Below are 24,719 nucleotides of genomic sequence, written 5' to 3'. Positions count from 1 at the left end.
AAGAAGCATCCTTGAACAGGAGGCCGACCGACCGAGCGGCGAGCCCACCCGACGACAGGCTGGTCGCACCTGCGCATCCTCAATTGCAGCAGCGCTCATGAATACTGCGGGCTAGCCACGCACCAGCTTCCCCTCTGCGGCTCCGGCACCTTGCTTTTGTAAGGCCTCACAGCTATCCTTCTGGCTTGTCAGTATGTCATACGGAGGGCTATGGCTGATTATTCTATCGGAGGTGGCCTTACACTTCTGACCGCGCTCGAAAAGAACGGGAAGTTCGCAGAATTTCTACAAACACGCATGACGCAGGCACTGGAAACCCAGGACCCGACCGAACTCCATTACTTGCTCGCCCAGCTTGATGACTACCATTCGTATATGTGGCGCTATTACAAGAAACTTGCGTCGGAGCGCCCTGAGCGCATGAATCCAGGCGTCTAACCGCACCAGGCAGGTCGCACCCCGATCCTATAGGCAAAGATCTACCGGTGATTCTCACACCTCCATCAACACTGCGGTTTGCATCCGCCCTCACCCGCCAGGCGGACGCGCAGGCGGCCGCAGATGAACTGATCCGGGCCATTCGTGAGCAGTTGGGGTCCTCCCGCATTGACGTCGCCTTCCTGTTTATCTCCGCCCAACATGCGGATCAGGCCGATACGCTCTCACACGCAATTCGTACAGCACTCGGCCCAGAAACCCTCGTCGGCTGCACAGGAGAGGGCGTTATTGCCACCGGACGTGAAGTTGAAATGGGACCAGCCGCCACCCTCTGGGCAGCCCATTTGCCCGGAGTCATCGCCCATCCGTTACGGCTGTCATTTTCAAGCATCCACGATCAGTTTTCCCTGCGTGACTGGCCTGAACTAGACTACGGGGGCGAGTCGGCACCCCTCATGCTCCTCTTCGCAGATCCCTTCTCCACCCCACTGCAGGACGTGTTGGGCATCATTGAAGAGCGGTATCCGCAGGCTCGAACACTTGGCGGGCTGGCAGGAGGCGGTCAGGATCTTGCCGAGAATCGACTATTCCTCGATGAGGAGGTGTACAGCGACGGACTCGTCGGTGTCGCGCTCTCCGGGAACATCGCCGTTCGCTCCGTCATTTCGCAAGGCTGTCGGCCGATCGGCGACCGATTCATCGTGACAAAGGCGGAGCAGAACATCATTCAAGAACTCGGTGGAATCCCAGCCTTGCATTGCTTGCAGACCGTCTTCGGGCAACTCTCTATGGATGAACGTGCGCAGGCCCAACGGGCGCTCCATATCGGCATCGCCATGGATGAACACCGCGCGGAATTTACCCGCGGGGATTTTTTGATCCGCAATCTCCTGGGAGCAGACCAACAGACGGGGGCCATCGTCGTCGGCGACGTCATCCAGGAAGGGCAAACCGTTCAATTTCAAGTCCGGGACGCCCGGGCCGCCGACGAGGACCTCCACGCGCTACTCGCCGCGTCCCGTCTCCATGAATCACAACGGCCGCTGGGCGCGCTGCTCTTCAGTTGTTGCGGACGCGGGAAAGGGCTCTTCGGTGTTCCCAACCATGACGCCTCTGTCCTGGGAGAGCAATTGGGCGCCATTCCGTTGGCGGGGTTTTTTGCGCAAGGCGAGCTAGGCCCGGTCGGCGGACGGAATTTTCTCCACGGGTATACGGCAAGCATCGCCATCTTTTCTGAACCGGGTCGATCAACCACACAACGCTCGACTCGTTGAGTTCCATCAGCGCGTCAGGCCATCGAACTCGCACACCGGGAAAGGACTTCTCCATGACCACTCGCTTCTGGTTGACGACTTGCGGTATCGTGGCACTCTTATTCCTGACTATAGGGAGACCAATCATGGCAGAGAGCGAACAGACCGCCCCAACCCCAGAAATCACGACCGATTCAGGCCTGAAATACGTAGACCTCGTGGCGGGCACAGGCCGTGAGGCCACCGCGGGAAACCAGGTGAGCGTGCACTATACCGGCTGGCTCACGAATGGAACGAAGTTCGATAGTTCCGTCGACCGCAAGGAGCCGTTTTCCTTTCCACTCGGAGCCGGCAGGGTCATCAAGGGATGGGATGAAGGCGTCGCGGGCATGAAAGTCGGCGGAAAACGGAAACTGACGATTCCCTCGCAACTTGGATACGGAGCGCGTGGAGCCGGCGGTGTGATCCCACCCAATGCCACGCTCGTCTTCGACGTGGAACTGCTGGAAGTCCGGTAGGGCCGCTGCACAGACGTCGACATTCACTCACCACCTTGGACGGTAGATACACCTGATGAAACAGACACCCCTGATCGATGCCCATCGCAAAGCTCAAGGCAAGCTAGTCGACTTTGCAGGCTGGGAAATGCCCATCCAATATTCCGGCGTGGTGGACGAATACCAGACCGTCCGCCGGCATGCCGGACTGTTCGATGTGAGTCATATGGGGCGCATCCGCGTCACCGGACCGGGCTCGTTGGCGTTTTTGCAGCGCATCACCACCAACGATGTGTCGAAACTCTCTGTGCGTCAATCGCACTACTCCATGATCTGCGCTTCGAACGGCGGCATCAAAGACGACATCTTCGTCTACCATGTGAAGCCCTATGAGTTTCTGGTTTGCGTGAACGCCTCAAACCGGGAAAAGATTGTGGCGTGGTTGCATGAGAAGGTGGCGCAGGCCCAAGGCTGCAAAGTCCAGGACCAGTCAGCCTCCCTTGCGCAGATCGCGATCCAGGGTCCAGCCTCACGTGACATCCTGACAGCCGCCGGCCTGGCAGACCTCGCGGCACTGAAAATTCGTCAGTGCCTAGACACCACCCTTTGCGGCCACGCAACCTTGGTGACACGGACCGGATATACCGGCGAATTGGGATATGAGTTGTATCTTCCGGCAGAGGGAGCGCCGAAGGTTTGGGCTCAGCTCCTCGAAGCGGGACGTCCACTCGGCATCAAGCCGACAGGGTTAGGCGCTCGCGATTTGCTCCGGCTTGAAATGGCCTACCTGCTCTATGGCAACGACATGAACGAGGAGACCACTCCCATCGAGGCCGGGGCTGATTGGGTGGTGAAATTCGATAAGGGAGACTTCATCGGCCGGACTGAATTACTTGCCCAACAATCACGCGGAGCAACACGACGGCTCGTGGCGTTTGAACTCATCGAAAAGGCCGTACCGCGGCATGGGTTCAAGATTCTGAGCGCGCAGGCTCCCCATCCCGAGATCGGCGACGTCACCAGTGGAAACTTGTCACCCTTGCTGCAAAAGGGGATCGGCATGGGGTATGTCACGCCGGCTGTGGCCCAGCCGGGATCCTCCATTCTGATCGATATTCGAGGCAAGGCTTACCCCGCCGTTGTCGTGAAGCCACCATTTTACAAGAAACCTTCAGGCACACCGTAACGCATGGTCAAACCGATCTACAAAGGCACAGTAGTCACGCTCAACGTCGATACGGTGCGTCTGCCGAACGGCCACACGATCGATCTCGAAGTCATCCGCCACCCCGGTGCCTCTGCCGTCGTTCCCCTCAAAGAAGATGGAACGGTCGTGCTGATCCGTCAATTTCGTCATGCCGCGAACGGATTTATTTACGAAATACCCGCGGGGAAACTACATCCGAAAGAAGACCCACTCGACTGTGCGGCCCGCGAACTTGAAGAAGAGATCGGCTACAAGGCCGGTCGCTTTGAACTCCTCTCCAGCATTTTCACGGCGCCGGGATTTGCGGATGAAGTCATCCACATCTACCTTGCCACAGGCCTGACGATCGGCACGCAGAATCTGGATGAGGACGAAGTTCTGGAAGTAGTGGAAATGCCTCTTCGCGAGGCCATTTCGAAAATTGAGGATGGAACCATTCGGGACGGAAAAACGATCGTCGGGCTACAAGCAGTCTATATTCGGCAGGAACGACACCGGTAGAAGACCGAAGAGGTCTCCCACCTTGGAAATGGGAGACCTCTCAAGCCAGCTAGCCTCGCCGAAAACGGTGTTGTTTTTAGTGGCCGCCCTTTTTCTCGTCCTTCTTCTTCTCTTCGCCGAACACGGTCTGGGACAAGTGTCCACCCTTCTTCTCGTCCTTCTTCTTCTCTTCGCCGAAGAGGGTCTGGGAGAAGTGGCCGCCCTTCTTCTCTTCCTTCTTCTTGTCGTCACCGGCGAACGAAGGAGCGCTGAACGCAACCAACAATGCAGCCGCCATCACCGTCAACATCATCTTCTTCATTCTGACTTCCCTCCTGTTAGATTTGAGATTACCAACGACCGACGGATGCTTAATAAAGCAAAGTTCTTGCCGTCTGGACGCACAACCATAAACTATTGTTTTTTCGGACATGTCCCTCAAAGTACCTCATAATGCTACAGAAAGCACAATTCGATTCTGTGGCAGAATAGTCTGGATGCTACTAAACCGCCTCATCGATCGATTCAATTGATGCCGCAAGGTACCTCTCCACGACCATCATGCCCATGCCAAAACAATCTCCTTTGCCAGACCATCTCCGACCGGGACTCAGCATCGTCTTTGTCGGCATCAATCCGGGGACACGCTCCGCCCAACTTGGCCATCACTATGCCGGACCGTCGAATCGGTTTTGGAAACTGATTTATGAGGCGAACCTTGTGCCGGAACCATTGAGCTACCGAGACGACGGGCGACTTCCGGACTGGGGGCTGGGCCTCACCAACCTGGTGAGTCGATCGACAGCGAGTATGGACAGTCTCACACCAAAAGATTACGCGGCAGGCCGGCTCACACTTATGCGAAAGATTCGCCGGTATCGTCCCCAGGTGGTTGCCCTGCTGGGCATCACACTGTACCCCACGCTCTTTCCGCACGAACCAAACCAGACAAGGCGAAAACCGGGGCTGCAACCGGCGACGCTGTACGATTCAAAAATCGTCTTACTCCCCAACCCAAGCGGGCGAAACGCATCCTATCCCTACCATTCCATGCTGGAAGCCTTTCGTACGTTGACACCATGGGCCCAGAGCGGCCTCACGAGTCGCTCCTGATGCCCCTCATCCACGCCGTGCCCTCTGATGGAATTCCGCTGTGCACCTGCTGTAGAATCTGCCGCTGATTTTCCGCCAACACATCGACACGGACATTCCATGAAATCTCTTCGCCTCACGCTTAGCCTTACGATCACCCTGTTATTCGCTGCCGAGTTGGCTCGCGCAGGCACCTCGGCGCAACAACTCACCGCCGATGCGACGCACGAATGTGCGCTGGGCCGTCAGGCTCACACGCGTGCGGAGCGCGTTCAACATTTCGCGCAGGGGCAAGCCTTTGGAGAGCAGGCGATTGAAAAGGATGACTTATCCCCCGATGCTCACTTCGCGCTCTTCTGCAACCTCGGTGAGCAACTGCGGATTGACGGGGAAAGCCTGACCTCGCTCTTTGGATTCCGGCGGATGATGAAGGAGTTAAACCGCACCCTCGAGCTGGATCCTGACCATCTGGATGCGCTCTCAGCCAGGGGGGCCGTTCTGGTTCGTATCCCGGGGTTCATGGGCGGGGACAAAGAAAAGGGAGAGACCCTGTTGCGTCAGGTCATTGCCAGGGAACCGGCGGCCGTCAATGCCCGACTGAGCCTCGCAAAAAGCTACTGCGCCGATGGGCGACATGAAGAAGCGATCGCCCTTGCCACCAAGGCACTGGATCTCGCGCAAAGCCTTCAGCGTGCGGATTTCATTCCTGAAGCGAGGCAGGTGCTCTCCCAGCTACGAGCCCAAGCCGCTAAAGGCAACTGAGCCGGCTACTTACCCCACGCTGCCGAGAGCAGAGCTTCCGACTTCCTGCCATCACGCCGTTTCCATCCTCGTGGCTTGGGATCGGCATAACCGCTCGATGTCATCTTTCGTCGGCAGCGACTCCTGCGCCCCACGTCCCGTCGTAGCCAACGCACCGGCCGCATTGGCCCTCTCTATTGCGCTCGTGATCGATGCCCCTTCAGCCATCGCACAGGCCAAGACACCGTTAAACGCATCGCCGGCACCCGTCGAATCAATCGACTCGACCACATAACCGGGAATACGAGTTGCTTCGTGCCCACCGATCATCAACGCCCCCGCTGCGCCACAGGTCACAACCACGGTGCCGACTCCACGACCAGTCAGAATCCGTGCCGCCTCCGCAGGATCCGACGAACCGCTCAACGCATGCGCTTCGGTTTCGTTGGGCGTGAGAACATCCACCAATTGCAGGAGATCCGATGGTAGCGGAGCGGCAGGAGCTGGATTGAGAATCGTGGTGAGACCATGTGCCTTGGCCAGGCTCAACGCCTCACGAACGGTCTCCAGCGGAATTTCCATTTGAACCAGCAGTACCCGTACTCCAACCATCAACTCACAATGCTGCTGCACAGCGGCGGGCGTAAGACGCCCATTACTCCCTGGCACAACCACGATCTGATTCTCGCCATTGTGATCCACGAGAATCATCGCCACTCCGGTAGGAGCTTCGGCATCGCGAAGAAGGACCGGGCGTGACAGCCTCTGCGTGGCCAAGTGCTGTTCGATCAACAGTCCATTGGCGTCTGCCCCCAGCATACTGAGAAATGTCACGTCCCCGCCGGCGCGGGCTGCCGCTACGGCCTGGTTGGCACCTTTGCCACCGAATGATTGGGCAAAATGGTACCCGAGGACGGTTTCCCCTCGGTTCGGCAGACGATCGACCGACGCCACCAGATCGATATTGCTGGACCCGACCACTAGGACCATGGACATAGCCGGCTGCGCAAGAGACGCAGCGCCCGATCAACATCGACATCAACGGCCACGCGCATATTCGGGCTCATCTTCTCCTCCGGCCTGCGTAGGCGTCGATCCGCCACCGTCATCCCGCGAGACACACGCCCAACCATTTCAACCGCCACATGGAATGGCTCCACCTTCAACAAAGACGAATCCGCGGCAGCCAGAACGGCCAACGGATCGTGAAAATAGAAGAGCCCATGGCCTTCAACCGTTTCAGCAAATTCGAATGCCTTGCGCGTCATATCAGTTGTGATTCGACCAAGCGGGTCACACGACTCAGCGGCCCAGGTCGTCAGGCGCTCGCGTGTCACCGCAACACGGGTCGTCACATCGAGCGGAACAAGGGTCAAGGGAAGCGACGCCTGAAACACCCGATGGGCCGCATGCGGATCCACATACATATTGAATTCTGCTGCCGGCGCAATATTGCCGGGGACGCCGATCGCCCCACCCATCACGATGACCGAACGGAACTTCTGAACCGTCAGGGGGTTCACTTTCAGTCCCAAGGCCACATTCGTCAGTGGGCCCAACGTGATCAACGTGACCTCATCGGGGTATCGACGAACACATTCACTCCAGACATCCTGCGCGGTCGAGAGCACAGACGGCAAGCGGACTTGAGGGTAGCGTAGCGCGCCCTCCGCGGTCAGCACAGCGTCCAATTCACCAAGCCCATCGCTTCCGTGAACCTGGGTCGCCATCACAAGATCTTCCTCCAGGGGCCGCGCCGCTCCCTGTCCGACCAACAACCCCGGCGGCGTCTTCACGAGATTCAGGACGCGGAACAAATTCTTCGTCGCCTGTCCCACAGGCACGTTACCGCACACGGTCGTGATCCCCACCACCTCCAATTCCGGCGAGGCCAACGCCAGCAGGATCGCCAGAGCGTCATCGACTCCGGGATCGGTATCGAGAATCACTTTCGTGGGCGAAGGTCTCTGCATGCCTAAATGGTGTGGGACGGGAATCCACCCGTGTTACAAGCCGACATCGCGCTCGGGAACCGAAGCTGCCAATCGGGTGGATTCCGCAAGCTGCTCCAGGACTGAGTGAAAATCAGACGCCTCGTCTGGTGGCCCCATGAGAAAATAAATGACCGCGGTGTCCCCTGGACCCAGAACTGCCAAGGCTCGGCCGGCCATGTCGTCCCCCTGATACGACCGAGCAATCGAACGATCGGTCTCCAGTTCTGAACCGGCGGGAATAAACGATAACCCGTGCAAGAGCGACAGCGGTTGACTAAGGTGGTCACGGACCGTCTCACGGGTGACATCGGTGAGGGGGAACATCATCCCCAGGCCCTTCCCTTCTTCCGCCGTCAGGAAAGGCATCTCTGAATCTTCAGGGCGAGTACTTTGCCAACCGGCCGGGATCAAGAACGACCAGTCGGTTCCAGGAATTCGGAGCCTGGTGCCGGCGCGGTACGTGGCGCCAGGATTGATATCGAGCGGACGCCCATCCGGTTGTGTGTCGATCACGCGGCCAGGATTCGATTCGGCCCACACGGCGAACGAGACACAGACGTTGAGCAGAAGACAGCCGGCAACAATCTGAAGGACGGTACGCGCCCACCGCAGGCGGCCTGCCGCCGCCTCGCACGAACCACTGCCCACAGACCGGCTAGGATGCTGGATCCATCGGAGGGCAGGTGCAAAAGAGGTGGCGATCGCCATAGGCTTCATCGATACGACCTACGCTCGGCCAAAATTTATTCTCCCGAACCCATGGAGCAGGAAACGCGGCCTGCTCACGCGAGTAGGGCTTCGTCCACTCGGCCGCCGTGACCGCCCATGCCGTGTGAGGAGCATTTTTGAGTGCATTGCCCGCACGCGGTTGCCGACCTTCGGCAATCGCCTGAATCTCACCCCGGATCGCGATCAAGGCGTCACACAACCGATCCAATTCCGCCTTCACCTCGCTCTCCGTCGGCTCGATCATCAAGGTGCCTGCCACGGGAAAAGACACCGTCGGAGCATGGAACCCGTAATCCATGAGACGCTTGGCCACGTCCATGGCTTCCACACCGCTCCCCTCCTTGAGTGGACGAAGATCCAGGATAAATTCATGCGCGACGAATCCACGCGAGCCGCTGTACAACACGGGATAATGCTTCTCCAAGCGTTTGGCCATGTAGTTCGCGTTGAGGATGGCGACCTGCGTGGCCTTGGTCAAACCCTCACGACCCATCAGTGCAATATAGACCCACGAAATCGTGAGAATGCTTGGACTGCCATAGGGAGCGGCTGACACCGGACCAATCGACTGCGGTCCGCCGAGTTTGGTCACCGGATGCCCGGGAAGAAATGGCACCAGATGGCTGGCCACACCAATCGGTCCCATCCCCGGCCCGCCACCGCCGTGGGGGATACAGAACGTCTTGTGAAGATTCAGGTGACAGACGTCCGCCCCCAGATCTGCCGGCCGACAAAGCCCGACTTGCGCATTCAAATTCGCGCCGTCCATATAGACCTGCCCGCCATGCGTATGCACAATCTGGCACATCCGGCGAATCCCTTCCTCAAACACCCCGTGGGTTGAAGGGTAGGTGACCATCAATGCCGCCAAACGAGTGCGATGTTGAGTCGCCTTGGCTTCGAGATCGGACAGGTCCACATTACCGCGATCGTCACAGGCAACGGACACCACTGTCATTCCGCACATCGAAGCACTGGCCGGATTCGTCCCGTGAGCCGACACCGGAATCAAGCAGACATCACGCTGCGTTTCCCCGCGATGCCGATGATGCGCGCGGATGACCATCAGTCCCGTATATTCCCCTTGAGAGCCGGCATTGGGCTGCAGAGAGATGGCGGCAAACCCGGTCAGCTCGGCAAGCCATGATTCGAGCTGCTGAAACAAGACTCGGTACCCCTGCGCCTGCTCGGAAGGAGCAAACGGATGGAGGCGCCCGAACTCCGGCCAGGTCACCGGCAACATTTCCGCCGTGGCATTCAGCTTCATCGTACAAGACCCCAGGGGAATCATAGAATGTACGAGCGACAAGTCGCGGGATTGAAGCCGGTGGATGTAGCGTAAGAGTTCATGTTCAGCATGGTACCGGTGAAACACCGGATGCGTCAGATAGGGACTCGTGCGCGCGAGCGGAGCGGGATACCGCACATCGACCGAAGCGAGAATGGACTGAACCTCTTCCGCCGGGATCTCGTGGCCGACAAAGAGCGCCAACACCTGCTGAACTTCCGCAACCGTACTCCATTCATCCAATGACAGCCCCAGGCTGTGGTCGTCATACTGCCGGAGATTGATCTTCTGCTGGCGCGCCCGATTCAGAATCGTCTCCGATTGGGCCGGCGAAAGTGGAACACGTAGCGTATCGAAGACAGGCTCAAGGCCGACAACACAGCCGTGCCGACGCAATCCCTCTGCCAGCATCATCGTCAAACCATGGATGCGTTCCGCAATTCGCCGCAACCCCGCCGGTCCGTGGTAGACGGCAAACATCCCCGCCATGACCGCCAACAGCACTTGCGCCGTGCAGATATTGCTGGTGGCCTTCTCGCGCCGTATATGCTGTTCCCGGGTCTGCAGAGACAGGCGATACGCCATACGGCCCGTCACATCTTTCGAGACACCGATGATCCGGCCCGGCATCTGCCGGCGAAACTCTTCCTTCGTGGCAAGAAACGCCGCATGCGGTCCACCATATCCAAGCGGGACACCGAACCGTTGGCTGGACCCGATCGCCACGTCCGCGCCGAATTCTCCCGGTGAACGCAATAGCGTGAGGGCCAGCAGGTCGGTCGCCACCACGACGTAGGCACCGGAGGCATGCGCCCGCGTGATGAATTCGCTGTAGTCACCGACATACCCATCCGTCGAGGGGTATTGCAGCAACAGCCCGAAGAACTCGCCCTGGGAAAGGTCCAACGATTGAATCGAACCGATCTGCAATACAATACCCAGCGGTTCCGCGCGGGTCTGCACCACGGCAATGGTTTGCGGATGACAATTTTCAGAGACGAAGAATTTCTTGCGCTCATGCCCGGCGGCGCGAGACATGGCCGCACACATCGTCATCGCCTCGGCAGCAGCAGTTGCTTCATCGAGTAGCGACGCATTGGCGAGCGGCAAGCCGGTTAGATCGGCAACCATGGTCTGAAAATTGACCAGTGCCTCGAGGCGCCCCTGCGCAATCTCGGCTTGATACGGGGTGTACTGCGTATACCATCCTGGGTTCTCCAGAATGTTACGTTGGATGACCAACGGAGTGATGCAATCGTAATAGCCCATGCCGATCAGAGACCGCCACACCTGATTCTGTCCGGCCAAACCACGCAATTCCGCCAACACCTGCTGCTCACCTCGCGGAGAGGGCACCGTCAAGGAGGTCTGCAAGCGAATGTCGGAAGGGACCGTCGACTCGACGAGTGCGTCCAACGACGGCAGGCTCAACGTGGCCAACATCTCCTGGATGTCGGAATCCGTCGGGCCGATATGGCGAGGCACAAAGGTATCGTTCGGCTCAAGAAAGTTGGGTTCTGGCATGAGGGTGAAATCCTGCTAAAAGTTGGCGTTCTCGTCCATTCGAAGGGGCGTGAACTAACCTATCATGCAGGGCCGAGTTTTCCAAGCGTTCAGCGCCAACGCCCATCGCTTGTTTTCCGAAATTCCATAGCGTAATAGTGACGATGGATCTCCGTTCTGGGACGCCGATTGTGCCCCGAACAGTCATCAGCATAGGAAGACCCATGATTACGCATGACATCTTGATTGTCGGGGCCGGGCTCGCTGGAATGCGGGCCGCGATCGCCGCACCACCTCACCTGAATGTGGCCCTCCTCTCGAAGGTCCACCCGGTCCGCAGCCACTCCGTGGCCGCCCAAGGGGGGATCAACGCGGCCATCGGCGAGCAGGACTCTTGGGAAGCCCATGCCTATGACACCGCCAAAGGGGGACTCTACCTGGGCGACCAAGATGCGATCGAGGCCATGTGCCGGGAGGCGCCGCAGGACATTCTAGAGCTTGAACGGATGGGTGTGATCTTCAGCCGCACCCCGGAGGGGCGGATCGCCCAACGGCCGTTCGGCGGGGCCGGATTTCCGCGCACCTGTTATGCCGCCGACCGCACCGGCCACGCGCTGCTGCACGCCATGTACGAGCAGCTAATGAAGCGCCGCTGTCGGGTCTATGAAGAATGGTATGTCACGGCCTTACTGGTCGAACAGGGCCGTTGTTGCGGCGTCGTGGCCTGGGATCTGGTCCACGGAGGGTTGCAGGCCCTGCACGCCAAGGCCGTCATTCTTGCCACCGGCGGAAGCGGCCGCGTCTTTTCCACCAGCACCAACGCCGTCATCAACACCGGGGACGGCATGGCCCTGGCCTATCGTGCCGGCCTCCCCCTGGAAGACATGGAGTTCGTCCAGTTTCACCCCACCACGCTCAGAGACACCGGCATTCTGATCACCGAAGGCGCGCGCGGCGAGGGCGGCTATTTGCTGAATACGCTCGGCGAGCGATTCATGAAACAGTACGCACCGGAACAGATGGAGTTGGCGACCCGGTCCACGGTCTCTCTCGCGATCGGACGGGAAATTCAGGAAGGACGAGGGGTAGATGGTTGTGTCCTGCTTGATCTTCGGCACCTGGGCCGTGCCCGCATCCTTGAGCGGCTCCCGCAAATTCGGGAGCTGGCGCTTGAATTCGCAGGGCTCGATCCGATTGAAACACCCATTCCCATTCGACCAGGCGCCCACTATCAAATGGGCGGCGTGCGCACCAACGCCTGGGGAGAAACCGATTTACCGGGGCTCTTCGCGGCGGGCGAATGTGCCTGCGTCAGTGTTCATGGAGCGAATCGCTTAGGCGGGAATTCCCTGCTCGAAACTATTGTCTTTGGTCGCCGCGCCGGCACAAGAGCCGCCGAGTCGATCCACGATCTTGCCCCGCCGGCTGTTCCGGCGGGAATCCTGGAAGCAGAAGAACAGCGTCTGCACACCCTCCTGACCAATCCCGGCCCCGAACGGGCCTGGCAGATCCGGGATGACCTCGGCAAAACCATGAGCCTGAATCTCGGCATCTTCCGCACCAAGCAGTCCATGCAAGAGGCCCTAGACGCCATTCAGGCCCTCAAGGTCCGGGGGCAACAGATGTGCGTCCAGGACAAGGGACGGGTCTTCAATACCGATCTGATTCAGGCCCTGGAGCTCCAGTGTCTGCTGGACATCGCGGACACCATCGTCGTGAGCGCCCTCGGCCGGGAAGAAAGCCGCGGGGCCCACTACCGGGCCGACTTCCCCACTCGAAACGATAGTGCCTGGCTCCGCCACACCCTCTCCCACCGCCAGACGGAAGGGCCTCGGTTAAGCTATACTCCCGTGACCATTACGCAATTCCCCCCTGCATAATACGTCGTCTTCCGCATCCGAAGTCTCCCCAGGCGAACCACCCCGAAAACCGGCAGCCCAAGCCGGTTCGGCCGGTTGCGCTCCTGCGGTTTTGCGCTATCCTTTTCAGTAATCACCAACACTCTACTCACGGGACCGTCCACCATACGCCCGGGCGAAGGGTCGTTCGTTACCATGGCAACCATTCACCCAGGCACGGCAACCTCTGCGCTCGCACTCTCTCCATCGCTGGATTCGACACAGACGGTAGTCTGTCCCTTTTGCCACGCCATCGCCCCTTGCCCGCCTGCCGCCGGTCTACCCCTACATGAATTCCCCTGCCCATCGTGTCAAGCAAACCTGCTGATACTCAACCCCAACGGGTCAGCAGCCGATGAGGAACTGGCCGTCTCTCACTCAGTAAGCGCCCCTGACGCAACCGACATGACGCGCCGGCTCGTCGGCATTGTGGTGGCTGTGTTGGCCTGTGTATTGAATTACCTGCTGCTGGCTGGAATGGGCTTCTGGATGTTTAGCCAAATCAAGGCAACCCACGACCCCTACGATATCGATGAATTGACGCTCTCCTCGCTGATCCTGAAAACCAACGGATGGACGCCCCTCCACCTTGCAGCCGCACGAGGCGATATGGCTGCCGTGACGTCGCTCCTGCAGGAAGGAGCACCGGTCGACCAATACAACGACAAGGGACGAACAGCCTTATTTGAAGCAGCCAAACGAGGGCGGACGCCGGTGGTGACGGTCCTCTTGCATCATGGGGCCAACCCCAATGCGAGAACCAAACAGGGCCTGACCGCACTCCTGACCGCTGCCGAGCAGGGACATGCCGATACGATCGCCGTGCTGTTGTCGAACGGCGCCGATCTCAACGCGACGTGCACCTGTGGCGATTCAGCGTTGCATCGGGCCGTACGGAGAGGCCATCTGGTCGCGACGCAAACCCTGCTTGAACAGGGCATCGATGCGAACATCAAGAGCCATGGAGAGACCGCCCTTGAGATCGCGCAGCAAGACGAGGACCAGGAACTGATCGCCCTCCTGCTCGCGCATGGGGGCAAAGAATTTTCTCAAGCGAAGGCCCATCGAGCCCAAGGCGTGGCCTTCCAGAAAAAAGGGCAGATCGATCAGGCGCTATTCGCGTATGCCGAGGCCTTGAACCTGGACCCAAACGATCCCGAATCCTATTTCGATCGCGGCACGGCACTGCTGCAAAAGAACTCGCCTGACGAAGCCCTCATCGCGTTTCACGCAGCCATCCGCCTCAGCCCAGCCTACTTCGAAGCCTATCGCGCGGCGGCCTCAGTGCACACCATGCGCCGGCAGTGGGACGAGGCCATCGCCTTGTGGGACCAATTCCTGACACAACGCCCACAGAACGGTCGCGCCCATTATGAACGCGCACGGATCAGGCAAGCGAAAGGCGACGGCAAAGGTTTCTTGCGAGAACTGCAACAGGCCTGTGCATTCGGCCACCAGGCGGCCTGCTGAGCGATGAACACCATGGAAACCCACACCGAGACCAGCGAACGGGCCCCCCGCGTCACCTGCCACCGCTGCCTGGGCCAATACCGTATCCGCGACATACATCGATTGACGCACCGGGCTCGAAGTAGGTGCCCAGCTTGTGGCGCGCGATTCGCCATTGTGATCCCGACGCCCCCGAATGAGCATCCGCATGCAAGTGGAGACCACCGTCCACCGACGCCCCTCACATCCGTACCATCCGGAAGCACCGAAGCCCTCGACCCCATCAAACGTGGATCCTTCCACGGAGCCGGTGGCACCTTACTGGGCATGCAGATCGTCAATGTCTGCCTCACCATCCTCACCCTCGGCGTTTACCACTTTTGGGGCAAAGCGAAAGTTCGCCGATACCTGTTCAGCCACACGGCGTTCGCGGGAGATCGGTTTGCCTATCACGGCACCGGAAAAGAACTCTACCAGGGGTTTCTGAAAGCGATGTTGGTGTTCGGTATCCCCTATTTTTCATTAGGCGCCGCGCACACCTTCCTCACAGTCCCGCCATCGGTCGATCCCTTCCTGCAGGCAACGGCCGGTCTGGTGCTCTTCCTCTATGTGCCAGTCGCGATCGTGAATGCGCGGCGCTATCGCTGCACGCGCACATCTTGGCGAGGCATCCGGTTCTCGTTTCGAGGCCACACGGTGGACTTCCTGAAACTCTATTTCAAAGGGTGGCTCTTCACCGTCCTGTCCCTCGGCACCTACTATCCCTATTTCCACACACAACGACAGGCGTTCCTCCACTCCCACACCTACTTCGGCAACCAACGGTTCCACTTTACCGGGCATGGATCGGGCCTGATGGTGCCCTTTGCCGTCACACTCTTCACTACCTATGCGGTGCTCTGCCTGTGCGGTTTCGCCCTGGCCCTTCAACTCACAAATGGCGGCCTGACACTGCTCTTGATTCCCTTAGTGCTTGGGCCGGTGTGGGTCTGGTGGCTCGGACAAAAGCAGAAGTACTGTTGGGACCACACCACGTTCGGCGACGCACAGTTTTCATGCAGCATCACCTGGCAGCAGCTCTTCACCCTGTACCTCGGCAATGTCGCACTCGTGGTTGTGACCTTGGGGTGGGCCTGGCCATGGGTGACAGTTCGGAACGCACGCGTCTTTCTCGGCACCCTTTCGTTACAGGGAACCACCGATCTCGACCACGTGCTGCAGGACAACACTGAAACATCCGTCACCGGCGAAGGCCTGTCGAACCTCCTCGACACCGGCTTTGATATGGACTAACCCGTATGCCCATCAGCCGAAGCGCCCATTACCTCGACGGTCGCACAGCCACGCGCCATCGCGTCACCCTCACGATCACCCCCACCAGCCTGCACATCGGGATGCCCGACGGCAGCATCAAACAATGGCCTTACGAGCAGATCCGTCAAACACAAGGGACCTATCGCGGCGAACCAGTGCGCCTGGAATTCGGACCAGAACCGGCCGAAGCCGTCGTGACTGGCACCACGGCGTTGTTAAGGGAAATTCACAAGGCCGCCCCTGCCGGTGCACAACACTTCCACAACCCAACCTCGCGAAATGCGCGCGTCCGTTGGACGGTGTATGCCGCCGTGGGAGTCGTCCTCATGGTCGTGGGACTCTATCGATGGGGCATCCCCGGGGTCGCCGCCGCAGCCACGCCCTATGTGCCAGTGACGTGGGAAGAATCTTTGGGACAGCAGGTCGTCGCACATCTTGCGCCGGAAGCGCAGAAATGCCGCGATCCGGAACGACTACAAAAGCTCGACCACATCGTGCGAACATTGACTGCCACTCGTCCGGCGTCCCCCTATCGAATCACCCTATCCGTCGTCGATGCCCCAACCGTCAACGCGTTCGCCGCTCCCGGCGGGCAGGTGGTGATTCTCCGAGGCCTGCTGGAGCAAACAGACAGTCCGGAACAACTGGCCGGAGTGCTCGCCCACGAACTCCAGCATGTCTACCAACGTCATACGACCAAAGCCATTCTTGAACAGACGGCGATGACGTTTCTTCTCACCACCATCTCCGGCGATCTGTCCGGCGGGCTCGCCTGGGGACTCGAAGGCGCGCGCACAATGAGCTCGTTACACTACAGCCGCACCCATGAAACGGAAGCGGACATCGAGGGACTCCGCATGATGCAGGCCGCCCACCTCGATCCTGCCGCGATGATGTCATTTTACGGAACCATGGAGAAAGGCGCGCTGGATCACGCCGGGCCGCCTGATTTTCTCTCCACCCATCCGGACATGGGCGAGCGGCTTGCCACGCTCGTCACGCTGGCCGGCCCCCCTCCATCCGACGCGCAACGGCTCCTCCCGGGAGAAGACTGGAAAGACATTCGCTCGCTCTGCCGCCTGCAAGCCGGCGAACGCTCCGCCGCACTATCCCTCGACCTTCCCTAGCCCGCACGATTCCGCTGCTCACAGATTCGGCCGCCTCTGGTATAATCCACGGACTTGTGAGCCCTAAGTATGCGCGTCCTCGTCATTGAAGATGAAACCAAGGTAGGCTCTTTCATCAAGCGAGCGCTTGAGGAGGAGAGTTACGCCGTCGACCTCTGCGAGGACGGCGCGCAAGGCCTCGACATGGCCTTGAGTGGCACTTACGACCTCATCATGATCGATCTCATGCTGCCGAGCCTGCCAGGCCTGGAAGTGCTCACGCGTCTCCGCAAGGGAAAAATTCAGACCCCGGTGCTGATCCTGACGGCACAGTCGAAAGTAGACCAGCGGGTCAAAGGGCTAGACGCCGGCGCAGACGACTACCTCACGAAGCCCTTCGCCATCGATGAATTGCTGGCGCGTGTGCGGGCCCTGTTACGACGCGGCACGGCGGAATCCTCCGGCACGCTCCAGATCGACGATCTTCTGCTCAATCCGGCCACACGCGAAGTCACACGCGGCGGGCAACGTATCGACCTCACCGTGAAAGAATATGCGCTGCTGGAATATTTCATGCGCCATGCGGGGCGGGTGTTGACCCGTCCCATGATCTCAGACCACGTCTGGAATCAGGATTTCGATACCTTCACCAACGTCATCGATGTCTATGTGAACTACCTGCGGAATAAGATCGATCGTGGACGGGCTCGAAAGTTAATCCATACGATTCGAGGGAGTGGGTACATGCTCAAGGTGGACTGATGCCGCTTCGCGTCCGGCTCACACTCTGGTACGGCACGGCCTTGGCGCTCATCCTGCTGACCTTTTCCGTAGTGCTGTACACCATCACGGCCCGCAGTCTTCGAGATCAAGTCGATGAGTCGCTGCAAGAAACCGCATCGGCAGCCGTACGTTCCCTGGAGAAGCGCGGATTTCTCCCCCTGATCGACGAAGATGCCCTCCTGAGCCAGTTCCCTGAGTTGACCCGCATCGATAAATTTTTTCAGATCTTCAGTCCCACCGGCACCATCACCATCCGCTCCCCCAATATCCGGCAACATGACGTGCCCTTGAGTCGGCCCGCGCTGGAAGCCGCATTTACCGGCAGCACCGTCTTCGAGTCGGCCAGGTATCCCAACGAACCGCCACTACGCTTGGTCTCCGTCCCCATCATCTATCGCGGGTCCCTGTTGTATATCGTGCAAGTCGGCACAACCCTGGAGGGTGTAGAGGAAACGCTGCGCCGGTTCTTGCTGGTCCTCGTTGTGATGGCCCCGATCGCACTGGTCGTGTCATTGGTCGGAGGATGGTTTCTGGCAGGACGTGCCTTACGGCCCGTCGATTCCATCACCGTCGCGGCGAAACGCATCGCTGCAGGAGACCTGACGCAGCGCCTGACGTCCGAACGCTCCACGGATGAAATCGGGCGTCTCACCGACACCTTCAACAACATGATCGCGCGCCTGGAGACCTCCTTCGCGCAAATCCGGCAATTCAGCAGCGATGCCTCGCACGAACTCCGGACTCCGTTGACGGTGATGAAGGGCGAAAGCGAGTTAGTCCTGCGGCGTCCTCGCCCCGTCGAAGACTACATTGCCGTCTTGGAAAGTAACCTGGAAGAGATCGACCGGATGTCGCGCATCGTCGAGGAACTCTTATTCCTCTCACGAGCGGATTTGGGCCAAGTCAAAACAGAATGTGAACCGGTCCGCCTGGAGGCATTGGTGGAGGATATCCAGCGCCAGGCCTGCCTGCTGGGCCAAGAGCGCGAGGTGGATGTCGTCATGGGCACCATCCAACCCGCTACGGTGCAGGGCGATGAACTTCGCCTGCGGGAACTCATTCTGAACATCGTCGACAATGCCGTGAAATACTCCTACCCACAGGGCAAGGTGGAAATCGATCTGCTGGTGGAAGGCCGCACCGTTCGCCTCTCGGTGCGCGACCACGGCATCGGCATCCCCCCGGACGCGCACAAACAAATCTTCGACCGCTTCTTCCGCACCGACGACGCACGTGCCCACACGAAAAAAGGGACCGGGCTCGGCCTGGCCATCTGCGCCTGGATCGCTGAGGCTCACCACGGACACATCGAGGTCAAGAGCGAGGTGGGCGCAGGATCGACGTTCACCATCGTACTCCCCCTCGCTCCGCCGACAGCTTAACGACTTCTAATCGCGCGTTAATTGGTTTCTCATCCACGGCTGCTACCTTTCAGCATGGCTGTAGCGGGATTTCTCCCGCGCACACAGATCACCGACGTTAGAAGGAGGAGCCCTCATGAAACGTCCCTTGCAGTCCGTCAGTGCCATTGCCGGCATCGCCGCCCTGGGCGCTGCCTTGATCTGGAGTTATCTCCCGCTCACGACCTCACACGCCTCGAATCCGTCACCAGCGGCCGATGACCGTCCGGCGACGATAGCCGGCGGCCTTCCCGCAGCCGGATTCACGGACGTCGCGAAGAACGTGACACCGGCCGTCGTGAACATCACCACGAGCGGCGCAGAAGAAGTCTCTGATTCATCCCGCCCACGTGGCCGGATGGAGGATTTTTTCGGATCGCCGTTCGGGCCCCGACGCTTCGGCCCACCGATGGAGCCCAGGGAACGCCGTGGCGGAGGGCAAGGATCCGGCGTGATCGTCACTCCGGATGGCTATGTGCTGACCAACAACCACGTGATCGCAGGGGCGAAAACCGTCACCGTCACACTACCCGACAAGCGGGAGTTCAAGGGGCAAATTGTCGGCAGTGACCCCAAGAGCGATATCGCCGTGGTCAAGATCGACGGCACTCAGCTGCCGACAATCCCATGGGGCGACTCCGGCCGTCTTCAGGTCGGTGAATACGTCCTAGCCGTCGGGAACCCGTTTGGGCTGAACTCCACGGTCACCCTGGGCATCGTGAGCGCCCTGGGCCGTGGACATATGGGAATTACGCAGTACGAAGATTTCATCCAAACCGATGCCGCCATCAATCCAGGCAACAGCGGCGGCGCGCTGGTGAATACCAAGGGTGAGTTGATCGGCATCAACACGGCCATCTTCTCTCAGACCGGCGGCTACCAGGGCGTGGGCTTCGCCGTCTCCACGAGCATGAGTAAACCCATCTACGAGAGTCTGGTCAAGACGGGGAAGGTCGTACGCGGGTTTATGGGTATCGGGATACAGGATCTCAATCAGGAGTTGGCCAAGTCGTTCAACGTCAAAGGAAATCATGGCGCCATCGTCACCGACGTGAAAGAGGAAGGACCGGCAGACAAGGCCGGCCTGAAACAGGGCGACGTGATCGTGTCCTATCAGGGAACCGCGATCGAGGATGCCGTAACACTCCAACGCGCCGTCACCCGAAGCTCGGTCGGCAGCAAAGCGACCGTGACAGTGATGCGGGATGGCCACGAGAAAGATTTGTCCGTAACCATCGGTGAGCTCCCCGACAACCCGCAGGTGGCCAAGGCGGAGGCCGTTCCATCGGAACAGCCGCTGGCCGGACTCGCCGTACAGGAGTTGGATCGGGAAACCGCTCAGGAACTTGGACTGAAAGGGAAGATTCAAGGCGTCGTCGTCACAACCATCGAGCCTGAGAGCGACGCGGAGCGGGCGGGATTGATGCCAGGTGACGTGATCCGGGAGATTAACCGCAAACCGGTCACTTCGATGAAAGATTTCGACCGGGCTGCCTCTGACCTCAAGAAAGGGCAAACCGTGCTAGTCCTGGTCAATCGACGAGGCGCGTCACTCTATCTCAGCGCAACAATCTAAGAGCGGCTGTAGGAGCGGGCTACTGGTGAGCGCAGGCTTATCGGTAGCCTGCTCCGGCTTTTTTGGGCATGAGCAGCGTGGGAGCAGTCGGAGAAGAAGCTGGAGAGTCGACCCGACCAGCCGCCTGGGCAATCAAGTCATACCCGGCCACATCGGTGATGGTGACTGAAACAAACTCACCCGGCTTCGCCGCAGCGCGATCACAGAAGACCACCCCGTCAATCTCAGGTGCCAGCCCTTCATGCCTGGCTTCAAGCAGCCGGTCAGATTCTTCAGAGATCCCATCCACAAGGACCTCCATTGTACGGCCGAGGTAGTCACGATTCTTGGCTTCTGAAATAGATTCTTGCAAGGCCAGCAATTCATTGCGCCGCTCTTCCATGACCGCCTGGTCGACTTTCCGGTCAAGATCGACAGCCGATGTGCCCTCTTCATCGGAATAGAGAAATACCGCCACGCGATCGAATTCCATCTCGAGGATGAATTGTTTGAGTTCCTCGAACATGGCATCGGTCTCACCGGGAAATCCGACGATAAACGCCGTCCTGAAAAAGACGCCAGGAATCTTGGTTCGAATACGTTCGACTAGTTTGGTGACGTGTTTGCGGTCTCCCAACCGGTGCATCCGCTTCAACATCCCGTCGCTGATATGTTGCAGAGGCATGTCGAGGTACTTCGTAATGCGCTCCTCTCCAGCATAGAGACTCAGCAACTCATCCGTCACCTGTTGCGGATACAGATAGAAGGGCCGGATCCAGCGCACATCCTTCACCGTCACCAGTTCGCGAAGCAGCGCCGTGAGCCCCTGTTTCAATCCAAGATCCACGCCGTAATTGATCGTGTCCTGGGAGATCAGGTTGAGCTCCTTCACTCCTTCCTGCACCAACCGTTCGGCCTCAGCCACAATCGACTCAATCGGACGGCTCCGCTGCTTCCCTCGCATGATGGGAATCGCGCAGAAGGCGCAGTTCCGGTTACAACCTTCGGCAATTTTGAGATAGGCGCTGTGGGGAGTTCCGAGGCGAATGCGCGGCGTCTCGGCATCGTACAGATAGGGCGGTTGTCCAATCCAGAGTCGCTGCTGACGGGCTTTCGGCGCCAACAGACTGCGGCAGATTTCCGCAATACGCCCGAACTCGCCCGTCCCTACGACGCCGTCCAACTCGGGCAACTCTTTCAACAGTTCACCCTGGTACCGCTGCGCGAGGCACCCGGCGGCAATCAACACGCGGCAGGATCCGGACTTCTTCAAGCGCCCATGCTCGATGATGCTATTGATCGATTCCTGCTTGGCCTCTTCGATAAAGCCGCAGGTATTAATAATCACGACTTCCGCGGCTCGCGCGTCGCCGGTGAGTTGAAAACCGCCGGCCACCAACGTGCCGAGCATGACTTCCGAATCCACCTGGTTTTTGGAACACCCGAGGTTCACAAAACCGATCGTGGGCTTGGTGCGTTTCGCGCGTGATGGAGTAATCAATGATGAGGCCATAACCTGGCAGTCTACGAGAGGGCAGAAAAGTCTGTCAAACGAGGTCTCTTGCTATTCCGCTGTAGCTATCCTAGATTGAGCGTATGATCCGCACGTTTCAGGGCATCACCCCGACTATCCCGCAGTCCTGCTTTATCGAAGAGACCGCCGTGGTCATCGGCGACGTCGTGATGGGCGACGAATGCAGCGCATGGTTTCATGCCGTCATTCGCGGCGACGTGAACTACATTCGCATCGGGCACCGAACGAACGTGCAGGATCTCTGCATGTTGCATGTCACCCACGACACGCATCCGCTCATCATCGGCGACGACGTGACCATCGGGCACCACGTGGTCTTGCATGGCTGCACCATTCAGAACCGTGTGCTGGTCGGAATGGGCGCCATCATCATGGACGGGGCGGTCATCGGTGAAGACTCGGTAGTCGGCGCCGGCGCATTGATCACCGAAGGCACCGTCGTTCCGCCCAAGAGTCTCATCCTGGGCTCGCCGGCCAAAGTAAAACGTTCTGTGACCGAGCAAGAGCTCGCCTGGATCCGAGAATCCGCGCAAAACTACATCCGCTATTCCCGCCAGTACCTCTCTGGTCCCGATAAGCTTCGCCCCGGATTCTGGGTCTAGCACGATCCGCACACCCAAGCGCCTTCGGCCGTTCGTTTTTTACCCGAGCCGCATGAGGCAAATGGGATCACCCACCGTCGGTGATGCGAATGTCTGGCGGTCGATCCGGTAACGGATGCCTCGACGATGACACCATTCAGCGACCCACACCGCTTCCTCGACCGTCGTCGTCACCAATCCCGGAATCATCAATCGGCTTAAGCAACGATCCACCAATGTGGCCACCGCGCGCTGCTGCGGCAGGAACTTGCGCGCATCGAACGTCACCGGATTCGCACGCCCGTAGGACAACGCCGACAGCTCCGGGAACCGTTCGGGATCGTTCAGCACACTGACCAGCCAGAGGTGGTCCACCCGGTCTTTCACAGAACCGGCATCGCGATGCTCAAATCGTATCGGGAACCCGACGCAGGCTCGATTGAGAATCAGCACTTCCTGTTTCCGCAGATTGCAGGCGACCGCGCGTCGCCTGAGATCCAGCGTTTCCATCGCGAGCAGCGGAATCTCCGCCACCCCGGCCCCCACGTACAAACTGGCACCCCCCGAGCGAAGTCGCGACACCAGCGCCTTCGCGAGTTTCAGACCAAGACGTTGACAGAGCCCGCGTTTCACCGCCCAAAATTCATCCCCGCCTTCGTCGCAATAGATCGGCCCCAATCGCGCATAGTCGAGGCACGCGAAAATATCCTTCATCGCCTGCCGAACGTCAGTCCCCACGGTCTTCAGTTTACGAACCATGATGCTCCATACCGGCCAAACCTGTTGCCGCTGTGCCGGCGCCGACGACAACCGGGCTCATCAGATTGAGGGTCAACCGATCGCATTTGATGGGAGTGCGGCCGGCCGAGATTCGCCGCAATTGGAAACCACCAGCCAGCACGGCATCGTGACACCACGCAGGGGTCCACGCTACGACCTCCATCTGCGGATCGTTGAAGCACCGCGTCATCAACGACTACGCCACGATCTCTGTGCCGATCCCCTTGTGGGTGAAGATTTCCAACAGAATGGCATGGGGCGTACGACCGTCGATGATGTGCGCCTTCCCCACGCCGCCGGCCAAGGCATCCAGGCAGGCGTGCACTTTCGGCAACATGCCCTCGCTGATCGTGCCACGCTTCACCATCCGCTGCACATCCTTACGGGAGACCGTCGGCAGGTGGCGGCCATTGGCATCGCGGATGCCCTTCACATCGGTCAACATCACGAGTTTTTCCGCCTTCAACGCGGCGGCAATCGCGCCCGCCACCAGATCGGCGTTGATGTTGTACGTACTGCCTTCCCGGTCTGTTCCGATCGGCGCGATCACAGGAATGTAATTATCTTCCTGGAGCTTCAAGAGCAACGTGGGATCAATCGACTTCACATCGCCGACAAACCCGAAGTCGGCATCCGCATCATCCGAGTCGAGGTCCTTTTCTATGCTTTCCGCCCAGGCCTTCGCCGTCAGGGCCTTGGTCAACATCAACCCGCCGTCCTTGCCGCTGAGTCCGACTGCCTGTCCACCGTGTCGATTCAAGAGGTCGACGATTTCCATATTGATCCGGCCGGCCAATACCATCTCGACAATTTCCATCGTCGCCGCGTCGGTGACTCGCACCCCATGCCGAAACTTCGCGACCATTCCCAATCGATCCAGCATCTGATCGATTTGCGGACCACCGCCATGCACGATCACGGGGTTGAGCCCGACATACTTCAGCAGCACCACATTCTGGGCGAATCGCTCTTTCAGCGGCCCATCGGTCATCGCATGCCCACCGTACTTGATGACGACCGTCTTGCCCTTGAAGGTGCGGATGTAGGGCAGGGCCTCGATCAGCACGTCTGCCTTCTTAATCAGTTTATTCATGCGT

At 59.3% G+C, this 24,719-nt stretch carries 24 protein-coding genes; 15 read left to right on the top strand and 9 right to left on the bottom strand.

Annotated elements, in window-relative coordinates:
- Window positions 1–210: 210 nt before the first annotated feature.
- The 5 genes from V9G17_10960 (at window position 211) to V9G17_10940 (ending at window position 3,896) form a co-directional block, all read left to right on the top strand.
- The gene (locus tag V9G17_10960; protein ID MEI2753111.1) at window positions 211–438 is read left to right on the top strand and encodes a hypothetical protein; all 228 of its coding nucleotides are present in this window, start codon (window positions 211–213) and stop codon (window positions 436–438) included.
- 47 nt (window positions 439–485) lie between these two features.
- Window positions 486–1,712, top strand: a complete 1,227-nt coding sequence (locus V9G17_10955; GenBank protein MEI2753110.1) for an FIST N-terminal domain-containing protein — start codon at window positions 486–488, stop codon at window positions 1,710–1,712.
- A 125-nt stretch (window positions 1,713–1,837) separates the two neighbouring features.
- A complete protein-coding gene (locus V9G17_10950) occupies window positions 1,838–2,209 on the top strand; it encodes an FKBP-type peptidyl-prolyl cis-trans isomerase (GenBank protein ID MEI2753109.1) in 372 nt (123 codons plus the stop codon).
- A 55-nt stretch (window positions 2,210–2,264) separates the two neighbouring features.
- Window positions 2,265–3,374, top strand: coding sequence for a glycine cleavage system aminomethyltransferase GcvT (gene gcvT, locus V9G17_10945; GenBank protein MEI2753108.1), 1,110 nt, complete (start codon window positions 2,265–2,267; stop codon window positions 3,372–3,374).
- Window positions 3,375–3,377: 3 nt separating this feature from the next.
- Window positions 3,378–3,896: an NUDIX hydrolase gene (locus tag V9G17_10940; protein ID MEI2753107.1), complete on the top strand. Its 519-nt coding sequence runs from the start codon at window positions 3,378–3,380 to the stop codon at window positions 3,894–3,896.
- 76 nt (window positions 3,897–3,972) lie between these two features.
- On the opposite strand, the gene V9G17_10935 is transcribed toward V9G17_10940, so the two are convergent.
- The gene (locus tag V9G17_10935; GenBank protein ID MEI2753106.1) at window positions 3,973–4,197 is read right to left on the bottom strand and encodes a hypothetical protein; all 225 of its coding nucleotides are present in this window, start codon (window positions 4,195–4,197) and stop codon (window positions 3,973–3,975) included.
- A 245-nt stretch (window positions 4,198–4,442) separates the two neighbouring features.
- On the opposite strand from V9G17_10935, the gene V9G17_10930 reads away from it, so the two are divergent.
- Window positions 4,443–4,988, top strand: a complete 546-nt coding sequence (locus V9G17_10930) for a mismatch-specific DNA-glycosylase (protein MEI2753105.1) — start codon at window positions 4,443–4,445, stop codon at window positions 4,986–4,988.
- Window positions 4,989–5,087: 99 nt separating this feature from the next.
- Window positions 5,088–5,729, top strand: a complete 642-nt coding sequence (locus V9G17_10925) for a hypothetical protein (GenBank protein ID MEI2753104.1) — start codon at window positions 5,088–5,090, stop codon at window positions 5,727–5,729.
- A gap of 51 nt (window positions 5,730–5,780) precedes the next feature.
- On the opposite strand, the gene rbsK is transcribed toward V9G17_10925, so the two are convergent.
- From rbsK to gcvP, 4 genes are read right to left on the bottom strand one after another with little or no spacing between them, the layout of a single operon-like run.
- Entirely contained in the window at window positions 5,781–6,704 is a 924-nt protein-coding gene (gene rbsK, locus V9G17_10920) for a ribokinase (GenBank protein MEI2753103.1), read from the bottom strand.
- Window positions 6,689–7,681 (bottom strand): nucleoside hydrolase, encoded by a 993-nt coding sequence (locus V9G17_10915; protein ID MEI2753102.1) that lies wholly within the window; start codon window positions 7,679–7,681, stop codon window positions 6,689–6,691. The genes rbsK and V9G17_10915 overlap by 16 nt, the downstream gene beginning before the upstream one ends.
- A 33-nt stretch (window positions 7,682–7,714) precedes the next feature.
- A complete protein-coding gene (locus V9G17_10910) occupies window positions 7,715–8,350 on the bottom strand; it encodes a hypothetical protein (protein ID MEI2753101.1) in 636 nt (211 codons plus the stop codon).
- A gap of 7 nt (window positions 8,351–8,357) precedes the next feature.
- Entirely contained in the window at window positions 8,358–11,243 is a 2,886-nt protein-coding gene (gene gcvP / locus V9G17_10905) for an aminomethyl-transferring glycine dehydrogenase (protein MEI2753100.1), read from the bottom strand.
- A 203-nt stretch (window positions 11,244–11,446) separates the two neighbouring features.
- Here gcvP and V9G17_10900 point away from each other — a divergent pair, with 203 nt between their 5' ends.
- From V9G17_10900 to V9G17_10870, 7 genes are all read left to right on the top strand, one after another.
- Window positions 11,447–13,102 carry an FAD-binding protein gene (locus tag V9G17_10900; GenBank protein MEI2753099.1) on the top strand — a complete coding sequence of 552 codons (1,656 nt, stop codon included), beginning with the start codon at window positions 11,447–11,449 and terminating at the stop codon, window positions 13,100–13,102.
- A gap of 423 nt (window positions 13,103–13,525) precedes the next feature.
- Complete coding sequence (locus tag V9G17_10895) at window positions 13,526–14,590, top strand: ankyrin repeat domain-containing protein (GenBank protein MEI2753098.1); 1,065 nt, start codon at window positions 13,526–13,528, stop codon at window positions 14,588–14,590.
- A 3-nt stretch (window positions 14,591–14,593) separates the two neighbouring features.
- Window positions 14,594–15,862, top strand: a complete 1,269-nt coding sequence (locus V9G17_10890; protein MEI2753097.1) for a DUF898 family protein — start codon at window positions 14,594–14,596, stop codon at window positions 15,860–15,862.
- Between the two features lie 5 nt (window positions 15,863–15,867).
- Window positions 15,868–17,010 (top strand): M48 family metallopeptidase, encoded by a 1,143-nt coding sequence (locus V9G17_10885; GenBank protein MEI2753096.1) that lies wholly within the window; start codon window positions 15,868–15,870, stop codon window positions 17,008–17,010.
- Between the two features lie 69 nt (window positions 17,011–17,079).
- A complete protein-coding gene (locus V9G17_10880; GenBank protein MEI2753095.1) occupies window positions 17,080–17,751 on the top strand; it encodes a response regulator transcription factor in 672 nt (223 codons plus the stop codon).
- Window positions 17,751–19,154 (top strand): ATP-binding protein, encoded by a 1,404-nt coding sequence (locus V9G17_10875; protein ID MEI2753094.1) that lies wholly within the window; start codon window positions 17,751–17,753, stop codon window positions 19,152–19,154. The genes V9G17_10880 and V9G17_10875 overlap by 1 nt, the downstream gene beginning before the upstream one ends.
- A gap of 115 nt (window positions 19,155–19,269) precedes the next feature.
- On the top strand, window positions 19,270–20,748 hold the full coding sequence (locus V9G17_10870) for a DegQ family serine endoprotease (protein MEI2753093.1): 1,479 nt from the start codon (window positions 19,270–19,272) through the stop codon (window positions 20,746–20,748).
- A gap of 37 nt (window positions 20,749–20,785) precedes the next feature.
- Here V9G17_10870 and rimO read toward each other — a convergent pair whose 3' ends face one another.
- Window positions 20,786–22,240 (bottom strand): 30S ribosomal protein S12 methylthiotransferase RimO, encoded by a 1,455-nt coding sequence (gene rimO / locus V9G17_10865; protein ID MEI2753092.1) that lies wholly within the window; start codon window positions 22,238–22,240, stop codon window positions 20,786–20,788.
- 83 nt (window positions 22,241–22,323) lie between these two features.
- Between rimO and V9G17_10860 the strand changes: the two genes are divergently transcribed.
- Entirely contained in the window at window positions 22,324–22,863 is a 540-nt protein-coding gene (locus V9G17_10860) for a gamma carbonic anhydrase family protein (protein ID MEI2753091.1), read from the top strand.
- Window positions 22,864–22,902: 39 nt separating this feature from the next.
- Here V9G17_10860 and V9G17_10855 read toward each other — a convergent pair whose 3' ends face one another.
- Genes V9G17_10855 through argB form a run of 3 tightly spaced genes read right to left on the bottom strand, consistent with a single transcriptional unit; the run spans window position 22,903 to window position 24,715 of the window.
- Window positions 22,903–23,601 (bottom strand): hypothetical protein, encoded by a 699-nt coding sequence (locus V9G17_10855; protein ID MEI2753090.1) that lies wholly within the window; start codon window positions 23,599–23,601, stop codon window positions 22,903–22,905.
- Window positions 23,591–23,785: a hypothetical protein gene (locus tag V9G17_10850; GenBank protein ID MEI2753089.1), complete on the bottom strand. Its 195-nt coding sequence runs from the start codon at window positions 23,783–23,785 to the stop codon at window positions 23,591–23,593. Before V9G17_10850 ends, V9G17_10855 begins: the two co-directional genes overlap by 11 nt.
- Before the next feature lie 33 nt (window positions 23,786–23,818).
- Window positions 23,819–24,715 (bottom strand): acetylglutamate kinase, encoded by an 897-nt coding sequence (argB, locus tag V9G17_10845; GenBank protein ID MEI2753088.1) that lies wholly within the window; start codon window positions 24,713–24,715, stop codon window positions 23,819–23,821.
- Window positions 24,716–24,719: the final 4 nt, after the last annotated feature.

This window comes from Nitrospira sp. (assembly GCA_037045225.1).
Lineage (GTDB): Bacteria > Nitrospirota > Nitrospiria > Nitrospirales > Nitrospiraceae > Nitrospira_A.
The sequence above is the reverse complement of the archived record's forward strand: the minus strand, read 5'-3'. Positions and strand labels throughout refer to the sequence as shown.